Here is a 14,841-nt window from a genome sequence, read left to right as displayed (position 1 = left end):
CTTTGCCTCAACTATTCGCCATTGGCGATCAGCCCTTTGGCTACACCGTCACAAACACCCCCTCGCGCCGATCATCACCCGCGCCCTCGATCGAGAAGCGGCCATTGGAATTCACCACCCGTTCGACACCGTGGACGCCCCCGAAAAACATCGATGGTGCGTCCCACAGCCGGTGATCGTCAAACGCCTGTTGCAGCGGTTCAGGATCAAAGCCTGGCTCAACATCGAGATGGCCCGCTTCGACATGCAGCCGCGGCGCCCGGATCGCCTCCTCAAGCGGCTGCTGGCAGACCAATCGTCTGATCAGGACGTTTGCCATCGCCGAGCGGATGCGGTTGGACCCGCCTGAGCCGGCTGCCAGCAAGCCGCCCTTCTCGTTGGCGGCCACCGTGGGGGCCATCATGGATGCGAGGCGCGTGTCAGGCGTCCAGGAGCCTGGGCCGTCTTGCAGCAAGTCGTCCTCGCCGAGCATGTTGTTGAGCATGAACCCACAATTCGGAACGATGGCACCATTCCCTTCGCCGTTGGACACCGTGAGCGCAACGGACATCCCGTCCTTGTCGATAACCGACACGTGGGTCGTACCTTTGACAGCCACAGGCGCGGGGTCCGCTAGAAGCATCCGCTCATCAAATCCACTGGGCTTGCCGAGCGCGCGCCAACGGCGGTCCACGAGGTCCATTCCGCGGGCAAAACCAAGCGGGTTGAAGCTGCTGCCCCCGCTGTAGCTTGCAAGGATCGCCGAGATCAGACCACCGCCAGCGGATGGAGAGGGATTGAGGGATACTTGCCATGACGGCCCGCCACCGGCACTTGCGTCCGCCGAAGCCCGTTTTCCGCCTACCGACCGTATCAGCGGCTCCCGCCATACTGGTTGGTATGCCTTGAGGTCCTCGCCCGTAAGGTGCCCACCCGCGCTCGCGGAAAGCATGGCCTGTGCGATCTCGCCTTCGGTCGCGATGCGAAGCCCTTCGTTGGCTAGCGCGTCCAGCGCGTCTGCCAGGGGTGGGTTAGTGAACACCGCGTCGGCTGACCGAAGCGCGCCTTCGGGTGCATGCAGTGTCCGCGCCTCTGGCGTTGCCAACAGGATCGGGCTGACGATCTGCGCCAGTCGGGCCTGGAAAGTGCTGATTGGAAAGCCGTTCTTGGCGTGTTCAATGGCGTACTCGGCGAGCCGTGTCATCGGTAGCCGACCATAACGGTCATGCAGCTGGAAAAGGCCGGGCAGGAGACCCGGCGTTGCTACCGATCCCGGTCCGATATGAAAAGCCTGCGTAACGCCGCCGAAATCTGCTTCGACCTCCGCGAGGCCTTCGTGGCGTTTGCCCTGCGGAAAACATGGTGTGTGCACGAAAAAATCGAGGCAGGCGGGCTTTGTTGTGCCTGCGACCATCGCGAAACCCCCGCCTGCAGGGGACGCGAGCACCGGTTCGCAAACACACGCGGTGAAGATGCTGGCGACTGCCGCATCGGCGGCCGACCCACCCTCGGCCAGCACCTCAGCGCCGGCCTGCGCGGTCAGTTTATGGCCAGCGGCGATCCCGGCGCGCGCACTCATGCGCTTACGCCCCTGAAGGTTGGGCTGGAAAAACGCCGGCCGGTACGCCTACTCGGCGGCTTGCAGAAGAACCGGTGCGGCTGCTTTGACGTCCGCAGCCACATGCGGCTCGAACACGGCAAAATTGGCGGCGAACATTTCGGCAAGTTTGGTGGCTTGGGCGTCATAGGCGGCCTTGTTGGCCCAGGTCTGACGTGGTTGCAAGATCGCGCTATCGACGCCGTCGACGGAGCGTGGCACAGCGAGGCTGAAGAACGGATCGGTTGTGAACTCCGTACCATCGAGTTCGCCATCGAGTGCGGCATGCAGGAGCCGGCGCGTTGCACCGATCGGCATACGCGAACCAGTTCCGTAGGCACCGCCGGTCCAACCGGTGTTGACCAGCCAACACTGCACACCGTGCTCAGCGATGAGCTTGCGCAGAAGATCGCCATAAACGGCGGGATGGCGCGGCATGAAAGGAGCGCCGAAGCAGGTTGAGAACGTCGCTTCGGGTTCGGTGACACCCATCTCGGTGCCAGCGACCTTGGCGGTGTAGCCGGACAGGAAATGGTACATCGCCTGATTGGCGGTCATTTTAGAGAGCGGTGGCAAGACACCGAACGCGTCGGCCGTCAGCATGATGATGTTTGTCGGCTGGCCAGCCCGACCCGACAGAAGCGCGTTAGGAATGTAGTCGATGGGGTAGGCGCAGCGTGTGTTTTGCGTGCGCGAGCCATCATCGAAATCGGGGAGCCGGGTGTCGGGATCGATCACCACGTTCTCAAGCACAGTTCCAAAGCGTTGTGTGGTCGCGTAGATTTCCGGTTCGGCCTCAGCAGAAAGCTTGATGGTCTTGGCGTAACAGCCGCCCTCGAAATTGAAGACACCGTCGGCGCCCCATCCATGCTCATCATCGCCGATCAACATCCGCTCCGGATCGGCTGAGAGGGTCGTCTTGCCGGTCCCGGACAGGCCAAAGAAGATGGCGACTCGCCCCTTGTCGTCCACGTTGGCCGACGCGTGCATGGGCATGACGCCATCAGCAGGTAGCAGGAAGTTGAGCATGGAAAACACACTCTTCTTCATCTCCCCGGCGTAGTGCGTCCCACCGATCAGCACGATCTTCCGGCTGAAATCGCACGCGATCACGGTCTCCGATCGGCAACCATGGCGGGCGGGGTCGGCCTTGAAGCTTGGCAGATCGATGATGGTCATGTCTGGCGCAAAGCTCTCAAGAGCTTGGCGCTCGGGGCGCAGCAACATGGTGCGAATGAACAGCGAATGCCACGCTTTCTCGGTGATGATCCGGGTCGGCAGCCGATGGGCCGGATCTGCGCCGCCCCATAGGTCCTGAACGTAGAGGTCCAGGCCCTGGGCATGGTCCAGAAAATCCGCATGCAGCGCCTCAAAGTGTTCGGGCTGCATCGCCTGATTGCCGTCCCACCAGACGCTGTCACCCGTCAGCGTGTCGCGCACGATGAACTTATCAAGCGGCGAACGACCGGTGTGCCGACCGGTATCCGCCTTCAGCGCGCCGCCAGCGACGATTTCGGCTTCGCCGTTTCGGATTGCATGTTCATAAAGGACGGGGGCGCTGAAATTGAAAAACGCACTGCCCCAGCGCGAAAGGCCGGCTTGATCAAGCCCGACGTGTGGATTGCGTGCTCCGATCGAATACTCATCATACGCCACGCCTTATCCCCTTTTTTGGCTTTCGAGCGTGCTCCGCACGCAGCGGAATGCTCAAATTGTGTCCGGCGCCCGCACTTCACGAGGCAATGGCTAGTTAATGTTGCATTGCAACACACACGCGCGCAATCGAGCCATAGGTCTGCCGTGCAGTTTGAACAACAGCCGAGCAATGTGAATTGACCAAGATCATGAACAAGACCACCCAAAAGCGTTTTCGGTGCTGCATATTTCGGCAAGGGCAAGATTCATGCAGCTAACATGTTAGAAAGATCAGGGGGTTAGGCCGCTTTCATTCCTCCGCCTTAGCCGAACGAGCTGCAACCGTATGCAGGCTCAAACCGAGCTTGAGGGTCAACCGGTCCAGCATCGCTCACCATCTTCTGCACCCTTCGCATCTGCGAACACACAGTCATCCGACGCGGATGCGATGCCAAACCCCGCCTTAATTTACGCGCAATCGCGCTGCCAACGATCATGCCACGCAACGCAAGGCTTATTGTGGCAAGCGTGCAAGACCACCATACAGGAGCTTGGGCCGTGCAAGGTGAAATGCTATCGAGCACCCGTGGCAGCATCGGGGCATCAAGAGGGCAGGGTATGCCGACCATCGCGCTTGTCGATGACGATCGCAACATCCTGACGTCGGTATCATTGGCGTTGGAGGCTGAAGGCTATCGGGTCGAGACCTACACCGATGGCGCATCGGCGCTTGACGGCATGCAGATGGCACCGCCCGATCTCGCCATTTTCGATATCAAGATGCCGCGCATGGACGGCATGGAACTGCTCCGCCGTTTTCGTCAGATGTCCGACCTTCCTGTTATTTTTCTCACGTCCAAGGACGACGAGATTGACGAGTTGTTCGGCCTCAAAATGGGGGCTGACGACTTTATCAAGAAGCCATTTTCCCAGCGTGTTCTTGTCGAGCGTGTACGGGCGCTGCTGCGCCGTGTTCAGGCACGCGCCAGTGGCAATGGCACGACCGCTGCTCAGGTGCCCGCAGTCCCGCGCGCGGGCGATGAAGCTGGCCGTGTGCTCAAGCGCGGTGACCTTGTGATGGATGAGGACCGGCATGCCTGTTCATGGAAGGACCGCGGCGTCACCCTGACGGTAACCGAGTTTCTGATCCTGCAGTCGCTGGCGCAACGCCCTGGCATCGTCAAAAGCCGCAATGCCCTTATGGACGCGGCTTACGATGATCAGGTCTACGTCGACGACCGGACCATCGACAGCCACATCAAGCGCTTGCGTAAGAAGTTTAAGCAGGTCGATGACAGCTTTGATATGATCGAAACGCTGTACGGTGTAGGGTATAAGTTCAAGGAAGCCTGACCTGTGCGCGGATTAAACCGTGTGCGAGGCAGCGGAGGTTGTGGCGCACCATGGCGGAGCGCAGCGATGACAGTCTGCAAATCCGATCGACGCAGATCAGCGGCGAGCGGTCCAGTGCGCGCGCATTCGGCTGGATAGGTCGCGCCCGCGCCGAGGCACGCGCCCGCCGGGCACGCCGTGGCTTTTCGGTCTTTTCCTCCCTGACCCGTCGCATTTTGATCCTTAACCTGGTGGGCCTGGTCGCTTTGGTCTCCGGCATTTTGTATCTCAATCAGTTCCGCGAAGGACTGATCGATTCACGTGTTCAGAGCTTGTTGGTTCAAGGGGAGATCATTGCCGGGGCGATCGCGGCGTCGGCCAGTGTCGATGATGACAACACCACCATCGTCATCGATCCCGAGCGCCTGCTCCAGTTGCAGACCGGCGAGAGCCTCTCGGTCTTTGATAGTTCGGTTGCAGGGCTTGAGTTCCCGATCAATCCCGAACGGGTGGCACCGCTTTTGCGGCGGCTGGTTGGCCCAACAGGTACGCGCGCGCGCATCTATGATCTCGATGGCGGCCTGATCCTCGATAGTGAGGCTCTGTACGCGCGGACATCCATCCTTCGCTTCGACTTGCCTTCGGCTACCGCTGAGCAGGAACCTTTCTGGACCGATTGGTGGCAGCGCGCGAAGCTTTTCATTCGTCGTTTCGATATGCCACCTTACGAGGAAATCGGAGCGCAGAATGGCTTGGTGCTTCCTGAACTACGCTCTGCCATGGCCGGCCAGCCCGCGAGCCTTGTGCGCGTTTCGGACCAGGGTGAGCTGGTTGTTTCCGTTGCCATTCCCATTCAGCGCTTTCGCGCCAGCCTCGGCGCGCTTCTCCTGTCGACACAGGGCGGAGATATTGACGACATCCTCTTCAATGAGCGGATGTCGATTTTGCGCGTCTTTCTCGTTGCTGCCGCCGTCATGGTCGTGTTGTCCATCCTGCTTGCGAGCACCATAGCCGGCCCGGTCCGTAAGCTATCGGATGCTGCGGAGCGCGTGCGCCATTCGGTCAAGGCCCGTGAAACGCTCCCAAGTTTCGAGGGGCGTCGCGATGAGATCGGTCACCTGGCCCTGACGCTGCGCAAAATGACGGGCGCACTTTACAACCGGATTGATGCGATTGAGCGGTTTGCAGCTGATGTGAGCCATGAGCTGAAGAACCCGTTGACGTCATTGCGCTCGGCGGTCGAAACCTTGCCACGCATTCACAATGAGGACAGCCGCAAGCGCCTGCTTGATGTTATCGAGCATGATGTGCGCCGGCTCGACCGATTGATTTCCGATATTTCGGATGCATCCCGGCTGGATGCAGAACTTGCGCGCGAAGATTCCGTGCCGGTTGATCTGAAAGCATTGCTTGAAACGGTCGTCGGTGTGCAGCGCGAATTGGCGCTGCGTGAACGCGTGACGATACGGCTGGCGTTCATGCAGACAGGCTCGCCGGGTGGATTTGTGTTGCAAGGCCATGAATCGCGCCTTGGCCAGGTGTTTAACAACATCCTCGACAATGCACGCTCATTCTCCCCGCGCGCCGGCACGATCTTCGTTCGCGCGCACCGTGATGAGGCCAACATCATTGTCGACATTGACGACGAGGGTCCGGGCCTGCGGCAGGATATGGCGGAGCGCATTTTCGAGCGTTTCTATACCGACCGTGCCGAGCAGTCTGGCTATGGGAACAATTCGGGGCTCGGTCTTTCGATTTCCAGGCAGATCGTCGATGCGCATAATGGCTCTATCGAGGCGAGCAACCGCGATGACGCTGAAGGCGCCCGTTTCCGCGTTGTTCTGCCAATCGGCAAGAACCAAAAGGGCTGATGCGGACCAGCGCATGCCTGACACCGTTCCGCAAAACGATGCGGTGCTGTCATGGATGAGGACAAAGCGGTTCACGCCACAGCGTTGGCCATTAGCGGCATTGGTATCGTAATCGAAGGCGCGCCGGGCTCCGGGAAATCGCGGCTGGCGATGGCTCTGCTCGAGCGCGCCTCAGCCCTGGCCGACATGCGGCTTCTGCCTGCCGACGCACCGATAAACGCTCCAACGCGTCCACCATCCCGGCCCGCCCCAGATTGGTCTGGCCTGATCGGCGACGACCACGTTCATCTGTCGGTCAACGCCGGCGTTTTGGTTGCGGCACCCGCCATGGACCTACGCGGCGCCATCGAGGTTAGAGGGCTTGGCATAGCGGACGTCACCTGGTGCGAACACCACCGCGTCGATCTTTGGGTTTCGCTGGTACCGCCCGGTGCGTGGCAACGGGTTCCTGAACACGCCAGCGCCGAGATCGCTGGTGCTACGGTCCCCCGCTTGACTTTACCAATTGTTGATCTGGCGCATCAGCTCCTCTTGATTGATCTTGGTCTGCGCTGCCGGTTGGGTTCCTGACCCCTTTCTCGGACAGACGGCGCACCTGCCTAAAGCATCCCGCCAAAGGGCTCACAGCCGCACCCCTTGCTTTCCCTAGCAAACAGGAGAAAGATGGCAGCCTGCGGCGGCCGGCGATAATTTTTGTCGAATCAGCAAGGACCTCATGATCGGTCTGCTTCTCGTTACCCACGGAAATCTCGCGTTGGAGTTCAAGTCTGCCCTTGAACACGTGGTTGGCCCACAGCGCCAGCTGGAGACCATTTGTATTGGCCCCGACGACGATATGGAGGAGAGGCGCGAAGACATCGTCGCAGCCGCTCGTTCTGTCGATGAAGGTGAAGGTGTTATCGTTTTGACCGATATGTTCGGCGGTACGCCGTCCAATCTTGCCATCTCGGTGATGGATGACGCGCATGTTGAGGTTCTTGCTGGGGTCAATCTGCCGATGCTGGTGAAGCTCGCGTCCATCCGCAGCGAGCTGAAGCTTGTCGATGCGGTGAGCCATGCGTGTGAGGCCGGCCGCAAGTACATCTCCGTTGCCAGCCAGATATTAGACGCGTGACCGACCGATCCTCCGTGGTCCCACAGGTGCAAGCCGATGCCGAAAACCTCGACTCGGCCCGGTCTCTGAAAATTCGAAACAAGAGGGGACTGCATGCGCGTGCCTCCGCGCGTTTTGTGAAACTCGCCGAAACCTTCGACGCAGACATCACGGTGACCAAGGGTGAAACGAGCGTCCATGGCACGTCGATCATGGGCTTGATGATGCTTGCTGCAGCGCCAGGATGCGAGATTACGATTTCGGCATCTGGGCCACAGGCGAGCGAAGCCATTGATGCCATGTGCGCTTTGGTCAACGACCGTTTCGGCGAAGAGGCGTAAGCTGCTTCGGCGCCTCGTCCGCTAGGCCCGGGCAAAGATATGGGCTGCGACCGCCAGGTCCTCCGCAGCCGTACCAACCGATTTGAACAGCGTAATCTGGTCGTAGAAACGACGCCCTGCGCGTACGCCCTTGCATAAATCAAAGAGGTCCCCGGCCACATCGTCCGGCGTCAGCCGTCCTTCCGAGAGGGGTATCGCGAGGTCGCCGCCCTCTTTAAGCGCTCCTTCGCGCGTATCGCAGAAGACGCGTGCTTTCTCAACCGCATGGCTATCGGTCTCACGCATGGTTGGCTTGAACGCGCCGACAAGGTCGAGATGCTGCCCCGCTGCAAGCCATTGTCCCTCGACCAGAGCGGCTTCGCTCATGGTCGCGCAACTTATGATATCGGCGCCGCGAACGGCACCCTCGAGATCATCGGTTGTTGCTATGGAAATCCCAAGATCGGCGAGCTTGCCTTGCAGCTTTTTGGCTCGATCGGAGGTCCTGTTCCAAAGCAGGATTTGATTGATCGGCCGGACTGCGGCGTGCGCTCGTATCAAATAGGGAGCGAGCGCGCCGGCCCCGACCATCAAAAGCTTACGGCTGTCGCTTCTCGAAAGATAGCTCGACGCCAAAGCGGACGCTGCCGCGGTTCGCCAGACCGTTAGTGACTGACCGTCGATCAGGGCGAGCGGTGCACCGCTCTCACCGGACATGAGAAGATAGGCGCCGACCACACTGGGTAGATCGCGTGTCTGATTATCGGGGACGACCGAGACGATCTTGACCCCCATATAACCGCGCTGTGAGGACCCGTGCGCCTTGAAATCCGTCCAGGCGGGCATCAACAGCAAGGTTGAGTCAGGAACCTCAGCTGGCCGTTCGACGGTGTGATGGTGCCGTAGTGGCGCGACGATTGATGAGCGGAACGCGCGGCGGAGTGTTTCCACGAGGTCCCTAAAATCGGCGATTTCAGCGATATCAGCAGCGGTGATGATCCGCATGGGACGTCATATCACTTGGCAGGCCAGCGTTATCGCGATGAAGCCGGGCTTGGCAGCGCGCGGACCCCAGAGAGCTTGGACAACTGCTCTTTGTGCACATCGCGTTCGCGGGCAAGCTTGTCAGCCTCAGCACGCTTCGCCCGCGCTTCTTTGCGATAATGCCCTTGAGACAGCCATACCGCACAGCCGCCAACGACGATGCCAACCAGCAGAGCCGCAAACAGGGCGACGAAAAGGGGAACTTGCATGGCCATGAAGGGTGCGTCTTGCGACATCGGATCGGCCGACAGTTGCACCATTTGCCTGTTGGCTACCGCCAACGCGATGAGGACAATGGCCAGCGGTAGGATAATCAGCAGCGTCCATAGGCGTTTCGCGATCTTCCCAAGCATTTAGGCGCCTCCATCACCTGGATTAAGCCGCTCGCGCATCTCCTTGCCTGTCTTGAAGAATGGTACGGTCTTGGCGTCCACATCGACCTGCTCGCCGGTGCGCGGGTTACGCCCGGTACGGGCGGGCCGGTGCTTGACCGAGAAGGCTCCAAAGCCTCTCAACTCGACACGATCGCCGCGCGCGAGCGCGTCGGAAATGGTATCGAGAATGGCTGCAACGACATTCTCCACGTCACGCTGAAACAGGTGCGGATTACGCTCGGTAATGCGCTGAATAAGTTCGGATTTGATCACGGGCGCCCCCAGTTATACGTTCGCCGACCGCGTCAGCCGGACCGGGAGGACTTTGTCCACGGCTGATAACCAGCCCCGGCTCGTGGCCCGCTTGGTGAATGTTCCGACGGAACGTTCACTCGAACCCCCCTAGTCCCTGCGTTTGCGGGATTTTTTACTCAATGACCGTGCCAAAGCGACAGGATGCCGTCAAGCAACATTGCGTCTCGAAGAGCTTCACGAAGTCCTTCGCCACGTATCTCCATTGACCGCCTGTCCTCCGACAGCCCGATGGACGCAAGGGCGCGGGCCACCGGTAGATTGACGGGTCGACGAGGCGCGCGGTCCAGGACTTCAACGTCTTCATCGATCTGATGGGCTTCCGCAAGGTAAGCGATTGCCTGATCCTCACCACCAAGTTCATCGATGAGGCCCAGCTCAACGCCACGCGAGCCGGTAAACACACCGCCTTCAAAACCGCGCACAACGGCCCGATCAAGGCTGCGCCGCTCCGCTACCTGCGCAACGAACCAGGTGAAGTTGTCCTGCACAAGCTGTTCGAGAGCTGCTAACGCTTCCTCGCTGGGTTCGGTGAAGGCGGACGGCTGCGCCTTCAATTCGCCCGAGCGGACGTCGGTCACTGAAACGCCGATTGTGTCGAGCAACTCGCTCGCGTTGGGGACCTGGGCGACCACACCGATGGAGCCGACAATCGATCCATTCCGGGCAATGATGTGCTCACCGGCAATTGAGGCGAGATAGGCGGCCGACGTTCCGACGCCTTCGATCACACTCACGACCGGTTTCTCCTCGCCCAGTTCGCGGATGTGCTCGAAAATTGCCTCCCCGGCGACCGCCAAGCCCCCAGGAGAATTGATCGTCATAATCACGGCTTCCACCTGCTCGTCTTCGGCAAGCGTCTCAAGAAGTTCGAGAAACGGGTCGTCTAAATCGATAAACCCATCAAGCTGTACGCGGGCGACATGCGTATCGCGTCCCTGGAGCCGTTCGCCCAACGGTGTGAACTGCGCGACAAGGCCGAACACCAGCACAACGGCCAAAAAAACGGCAAAGATCCGCCAGCCGCTGCGCGAACGGCGCAACCGGCGTCGTTCAACCAAGGTATCGGGAGTGAGAGTGTCGAGCGGCATGGCGAGGGGCTCCGGTCGGTGCTTGGCGGCAAGATGTGCGCTGGCTAGCACCGCATCGTGACCGCAACAAGATCATAGCCGGCTCAAAACAAAACGCCGGACTGACGACGCAGCCCGGCGTTTATCGAGTTCAGTAAGGAAGCGGTTACTCTTTTTCGTCGCCGCCCTTGAGCGCGGCACCGAGAATGTCGCCGAGCGAGGCGCCAGAATCGGACGAACCGTACTGCGCAACGGCTTCCTTCTCTTCGGCGATTTCCAGCGCTTTGACGGAGACCGAAACCTTGTGCGTCTTGCGGTCGAACTGGGTTACCCGAGCGTCGAAACGGTCGCCAACGGAGAACCGGTCTGGCCGCTGATCGTCGCGGTCGCGGGCGAGGTCCGAACGACGGACGAAAGAGGTCAGATCGGTATCAACGATCTTGATCTCAACGCCATTGTCTTGAACCGCAGTCACTTCACAGGTGACCACTGCGCCGCGGCGCACCGTGTCGGAAGCCGCATCGAACGGATCATCGCCCAGTTGTTTGATACCCAGCGAAATGCGCTCCTTGTCGGTGTCGACATCAAGCACCTGAGCCCGGATCATCTGACCCCGCTCATACTCTTCGATGACGTCTTCACCTTTGCGGTTCCAGTCGAGGTCCGACAGGTGGACCATGCCGTCAATGTCGCCTTCGAGCCCGATGAACAGACCGAATTCCGTCTTGTTCTTAACTTCGCCCTCAACGATCGATCCGACCGGGAACTGTTCAGCGAAGGAATCCCACGGATTCGACAGGGTTTGCTTGAGGCCGAGCGAAATACGCCGTTTGTTGGGATCCACTTCGAGGATCATCACTTCGACTTCCTGGCTGGTCGAAATCAGCTTGGACGGGTGAACGTTCTTCTTGGTCCAGCTCATTTCGGAAACGTGGATGAGCCCCTCGATGCCCGGCTCCAGTTCGACGAACGCGCCGTAGTCGGTAACGTTGGTGACGCGGCCGGTCATCTTGGCACCTGCCGGGTACTTCATTTCGATACCGTCCCATGGGTCAGCTTCAAGCTGCTTCATGCCCAGCGAGATCCGGTGCGTTTCGTGATTGATGCGGATGATCTGCACCTTAACGGTCTGCCCGATCGACAGGACCTCGGAGGGGTGGTTCACCCGGCGCCATGCAATATCAGTGACGTGCAGCAGGCCATCAATGCCGCCTAGATCGACGAATGCGCCGTACTCGGTGATGTTCTTGACGATGCCATCAATGATCTGGCCCTCAGCGAGATTCTGCACCAACTCCTGGCGCTGCTCGGCACGGCTCTCTTCCAGCACCACCCGTCGCGACACCACGATGTTACCGCGGCGTTTGTCCATCTTCAAAATCTGGAAAGGCTGCGGCGTGTTCATCAGCGGCTGGATATCGCGTACCGGTCGGATATCGACCTGTGAGCGAGGCAGGAAGGCAACGGCGCCGTCGAGATCGACGGTATAGCCGCCCTTGACCTGGTTGAAGATCTGACCGGTGACCTTCTCGTTGGCGCCGAACGCAACCTCGAGTTTCTCCCAGCTTTCCTCGCGCCGGGCTTTGTCACGTGACAGGACCGCTTCGCCCATCGCATTTTCAACGCGCTCGAGATAAACCTCGACCTCGTCGCCGATCGCCATTCCGCCGTCGCGGGCAGATGCGCCAAATTCCTTCAGCGGCACGCGGCCTTCCGTTTTCAGACCCACATCGATAACCGCAAGGTCTTTCTCGATGCCGATCACGGTACCTTTAACAACCGTGCCTTCAAGCAGATCATTGCCGCCGAAGCTCTCTTCAAGCAGCGATGCAAAATCTTCCATATCGAACGCATCTGCGCTCGTGTCTGTGGTAGCCATAAAAGTCTTTCTTTCCGCGGCGCCCGCCTGTCATGCCAAGTTTGGCGGACAGGTTTTGGTTGGTGTGGTCATGAGGCCTTGGGCGTCAGCCAGGCCGCTTAACGAGCGGCGGGCACAGATGCACACGACGGTACAGGTTTAAAACCGGTGTCGCGTGGGGCGCAGCAGTGCACAATGGCGGGGCGCTTAGGCCAGCTAACATTCACGGCTTAGGGGTTTCCGGTGTCCACTTGGATATCACGAAAACCCTTGCAGCTTCGAACGCCGCGTCTATACGCATTTTTGTCGTATCGAGCAACAGCGCGTCATCAGCCTTCCTGAGAGGCGCGTCTTTGCGACCGGAGTCACGCGCATCACGGCGCGCCAGATCGTCCTTGATTGCTGCAAGCGATGCACCTGGGTCCTTTTCCAGCGCTTGCCGATACCGCCGGTCTGCACGCGCTTCGAGGTCTGCGGTCACAAACAACTTGGCTGCGGCGTCTGGACAAACAACCGTTCCGATGTCGCGCCCATCGAGGACCGCGCCGGGGGCTTGGCTGGCAAAGTCGCGCTGAGCGTGCAGCAGGGCCGCTCTAACCGGTGTATGGGCTGCCACGCGAGACGCTGCTTCCCCGTTTTTGTGCTCGGCAAGGTAGTCCGGGTCGAGCGTCGAAAGGTCCAACGACCGGGCAACCATTTCACTTGTCTCAGCATCGCCGAGATCGTCGCCGTTTTCGAGCATGTGTGCTCCTACGGCTCGGTACAGCAGTCCGGTGTCCAGATGTCGAAGTCCGAAATGCCTGGCGAGTTGCTTGGCGAGCGTTCCCTTACCGGAAGCCGCTGGTCCATCGACGGCAATGATAAATGGCTCAGCCATCATTGCTCGTGCTGGAGATCGAGGCACCCAGACCTTTCATCAGGCCTTGAAAGGCTGGGAAGCTGGTTGCGATCACGTCTCCATCATCAACCGACACGGGTTGCTCTGAGGCCAGTCCCATCACAAGAAATGCCATGGCGATGCGGTGGTCGAGGTGTGTGAGGACCAATCCGCCGCCGGGCACCGCGCCTGATTTACCTGTGACGGTCATCCAGTCTTCGCCGCTTTCAGTGTCAACTCCGTTCACGTCGAGGCCCGCAACAACCGCCGACAGTCTGTCCGATTCCTTGACCCTCAATTCGTGCAGGCCGGGCATATGGGTTTCGCCCTCAGCGAAAGCCGCGGCAATCGCAAGAATAGGGTACTCGTCGATCATGGACGGTGCTCGGTCCGCTGGTACCGTGACACCTTTTAGTTTTGAAAAGCGAGCCGTTATGTCTGCCAATTCTTCGCCGCCATCGGCGCGCCTGTTCTCAATCGTCAGGTTGGCGCCCATCTCCTGCAGCGTCGTTAGCAATCCGGTACGGGTCGGGTTGAGCATGACGTCCTGGACGGTAACCTCGCTGTCCGGCACGACCAGAGCCGCGACAAGGGGAAACGCCGCCGAGGACGGGTCGGCTGGAATGGTGACCTCTTGAGCAGCGAGAGGCTTGCCGCCCTGTACTGTGATGATACGCGCGCCGTTTTCGTCTATCTGCGCGCTGATCGACCCACCAAAACCCTTGATCATGCGCTCCGAATGGTCGCGCGTCGGCGTTGGCTCGATAACCGTCGTCGTCCCCTCGGTCGAAAGGGCGGCCAGAAGGATGGCCGATTTAACCTGGGCTGATGGCACCGGTACCGTGTATTCAATCGGCAGTGGCGGCGCGTTCCCACGGAGCGTAAGGGGCAGCAGACCTCCCTCGCGAGCCAGAACCTGGGCGCCCATCAGCTCCAAAGGCTCCAGAACACGCCTCATGGGGCGGCGTCGCAGTGAGGCATCGCCTGTGAACGTTGATGCAAACGGGTAGGCGGCCGCCATCCCCATGATCAGCCTGACGCCAGTCCCCGCGTTACCGCAGTCAATCACGCCCTCTGGTTCCAAAAGGCAACCGACACCCATGCCCTCTATCTGCCAAACGCCTTGGTCGGTGCGCGTGATGGTCGCTCCGAACTGGCGCATCGCTTCGGCTGTCGCAAGCACGTCCTCACCTTCGAGCAGACCATGGATGGCTGTCGTACCCTCTGCGAGAGTGCCCAGTATCAGGGCCCTGTGTGACATCGACTTATCGCCGGGTACGCGAACGGTCCCAACGAGCTTGGTGGCTTGTGTACTGCGCATGGGCATAGGTGAAGGCATGGCTTGATCAGCGATGGTCATTTTGTTTGAGCGGAACCACATCGAACGGGATAGAGCCTTCGGCGGGCTGCCTTATGACAAGGCACGAGGGTGGATGCAATTGGCCTTTGACTTCACCGCTTAACCATGCCTATGACCGG

14 protein-coding genes are annotated in these 14,841 nt (G+C 60.0%); 5 read left to right on the top strand and 9 right to left on the bottom strand.

From position 1 onward, the window contains the following. Positions 1-40: 40 nt before the first annotated feature. Positions 41-1,558 (bottom strand): gamma-glutamyltransferase, encoded by a 1,518-nt coding sequence (locus AAF739_15670; GenBank protein ID MEM6384110.1) that lies wholly within the window; start codon positions 1,556-1,558, stop codon positions 41-43. 48 nt (positions 1,559-1,606) lie between these two features. Then, positions 1,607-3,232, bottom strand: coding sequence for a phosphoenolpyruvate carboxykinase (locus tag AAF739_15665; GenBank protein ID MEM6384109.1), 1,626 nt, complete (start codon positions 3,230-3,232; stop codon positions 1,607-1,609). Positions 3,233-3,829: 597 nt separating this feature from the next. Here AAF739_15665 and AAF739_15660 point away from each other — a divergent pair. The 5 genes from AAF739_15660 to AAF739_15640 all read left to right on the top strand — a co-directional run bounded on the left by AAF739_15660 (position 3,830) and on the right by AAF739_15640 (position 7,848). Continuing rightward, positions 3,830-4,564: a response regulator transcription factor gene (locus AAF739_15660; GenBank protein ID MEM6384108.1), complete on the top strand. Its 735-nt coding sequence runs from the start codon at positions 3,830-3,832 to the stop codon at positions 4,562-4,564. A gap of 50 nt (positions 4,565-4,614) precedes the next feature. Next, on the top strand, positions 4,615-6,414 hold the full coding sequence (locus AAF739_15655; GenBank protein ID MEM6384107.1) for a sensor histidine kinase: 1,800 nt from the start codon (positions 4,615-4,617) through the stop codon (positions 6,412-6,414). Positions 6,415-6,465: 51 nt separating this feature from the next. Further along, positions 6,466-6,984, top strand: a complete 519-nt coding sequence (locus AAF739_15650; protein ID MEM6384106.1) for a hypothetical protein — start codon at positions 6,466-6,468, stop codon at positions 6,982-6,984. 145 nt (positions 6,985-7,129) lie between these two features. Further along, positions 7,130-7,528 carry a PTS sugar transporter subunit IIA gene (locus tag AAF739_15645; protein ID MEM6384105.1) on the top strand — a complete coding sequence of 133 codons (399 nt, stop codon included), beginning with the start codon at positions 7,130-7,132 and terminating at the stop codon, positions 7,526-7,528. 26 nt (positions 7,529-7,554) lie between these two features. Then, a complete protein-coding gene (locus AAF739_15640) occupies positions 7,555-7,848 on the top strand; it encodes an HPr family phosphocarrier protein (protein MEM6384104.1) in 294 nt (97 codons plus the stop codon). A 21-nt stretch (positions 7,849-7,869) separates the two neighbouring features. Here the strand turns inward: AAF739_15640 and AAF739_15635 are convergent, their stop codons facing one another. The 7 genes from AAF739_15635 to aroA all read right to left on the bottom strand — a co-directional run bounded on the left by AAF739_15635 (position 7,870) and on the right by aroA (position 14,722). Beyond that, complete coding sequence (locus tag AAF739_15635) at positions 7,870-8,832, bottom strand: ornithine cyclodeaminase family protein (protein ID MEM6384103.1); 963 nt, start codon at positions 8,830-8,832, stop codon at positions 7,870-7,872. A 29-nt stretch (positions 8,833-8,861) separates the two neighbouring features. After that, positions 8,862-9,224, bottom strand: a complete 363-nt coding sequence (locus AAF739_15630) for a lipopolysaccharide assembly protein LapA domain-containing protein (protein ID MEM6384102.1) — start codon at positions 9,222-9,224, stop codon at positions 8,862-8,864. Next, positions 9,225-9,518 (bottom strand): integration host factor subunit beta, encoded by a 294-nt coding sequence (locus AAF739_15625; GenBank protein ID MEM6384101.1) that lies wholly within the window; start codon positions 9,516-9,518, stop codon positions 9,225-9,227. A gap of 158 nt (positions 9,519-9,676) precedes the next feature. Beyond that, a complete protein-coding gene (sppA, locus tag AAF739_15620) occupies positions 9,677-10,648 on the bottom strand; it encodes a signal peptide peptidase SppA (GenBank protein ID MEM6384100.1) in 972 nt (323 codons plus the stop codon). Between the two features lie 145 nt (positions 10,649-10,793). Further along, positions 10,794-12,506 (bottom strand): 30S ribosomal protein S1, encoded by a 1,713-nt coding sequence (gene rpsA, locus AAF739_15615; protein ID MEM6384099.1) that lies wholly within the window; start codon positions 12,504-12,506, stop codon positions 10,794-10,796. Between the two features lie 202 nt (positions 12,507-12,708). Beyond that, positions 12,709-13,362: a (d)CMP kinase gene (cmk, locus tag AAF739_15610; GenBank protein MEM6384098.1), complete on the bottom strand. Its 654-nt coding sequence runs from the start codon at positions 13,360-13,362 to the stop codon at positions 12,709-12,711. Continuing rightward, positions 13,355-14,722, bottom strand: a complete 1,368-nt coding sequence (gene aroA / locus AAF739_15605; GenBank protein ID MEM6384097.1) for a 3-phosphoshikimate 1-carboxyvinyltransferase — start codon at positions 14,720-14,722, stop codon at positions 13,355-13,357. Before aroA ends, cmk begins: the two co-directional genes overlap by 8 nt. Between the last annotated feature and the right edge of the window lie 119 nt (positions 14,723-14,841).

Source organism: Pseudomonadota bacterium (genome assembly GCA_039024915.1).
Lineage (GTDB): Bacteria > Pseudomonadota > Alphaproteobacteria > Rhizobiales > MH13 > MH13.
The sequence above is the reverse complement of the archived record's forward strand: the minus strand, read 5'-3'. Positions and strand labels throughout refer to the sequence as shown.

Excerpts from the sequence above, each read along its gene's own strand:
- AAF739_15660 (MEM6384108.1), top strand. The coding sequence starts at position 3,830 with ATGCCGACCATCGCGCTTGTCGATGACGATCGCAACATCCTGACGTCG.
- AAF739_15635 (MEM6384103.1), bottom strand. The coding sequence starts at position 8,832 with ATGCGGATCATCACCGCTGCTGATATCGCTGAAATCGCCGATTTTAGG.
- AAF739_15670 (MEM6384110.1), bottom strand. The coding sequence starts at position 1,558 with ATGAGTGCGCGCGCCGGGATCGCCGCTGGCCATAAACTGACCGCGCAG.
- AAF739_15645 (MEM6384105.1), top strand. The coding sequence starts at position 7,130 with ATGATCGGTCTGCTTCTCGTTACCCACGGAAATCTCGCGTTGGAGTTC.
- sppA (MEM6384100.1), bottom strand. The coding sequence starts at position 10,648 with ATGCCGCTCGACACTCTCACTCCCGATACCTTGGTTGAACGACGCCGG.
- rpsA (MEM6384099.1), bottom strand. The coding sequence starts at position 12,506 with ATGGCTACCACAGACACGAGCGCAGATGCGTTCGATATGGAAGATTTT.
- AAF739_15650 (MEM6384106.1), top strand. The coding sequence starts at position 6,466 with ATGGATGAGGACAAAGCGGTTCACGCCACAGCGTTGGCCATTAGCGGC.
- aroA (MEM6384097.1), bottom strand. The coding sequence starts at position 14,722 with ATGACCATCGCTGATCAAGCCATGCCTTCACCTATGCCCATGCGCAGT.
- AAF739_15655 (MEM6384107.1), top strand. The coding sequence starts at position 4,615 with ATGGCGGAGCGCAGCGATGACAGTCTGCAAATCCGATCGACGCAGATC.
- AAF739_15630 (MEM6384102.1), bottom strand. The coding sequence starts at position 9,224 with ATGCTTGGGAAGATCGCGAAACGCCTATGGACGCTGCTGATTATCCTA.
- cmk (MEM6384098.1), bottom strand. The coding sequence starts at position 13,362 with ATGGCTGAGCCATTTATCATTGCCGTCGATGGACCAGCGGCTTCCGGT.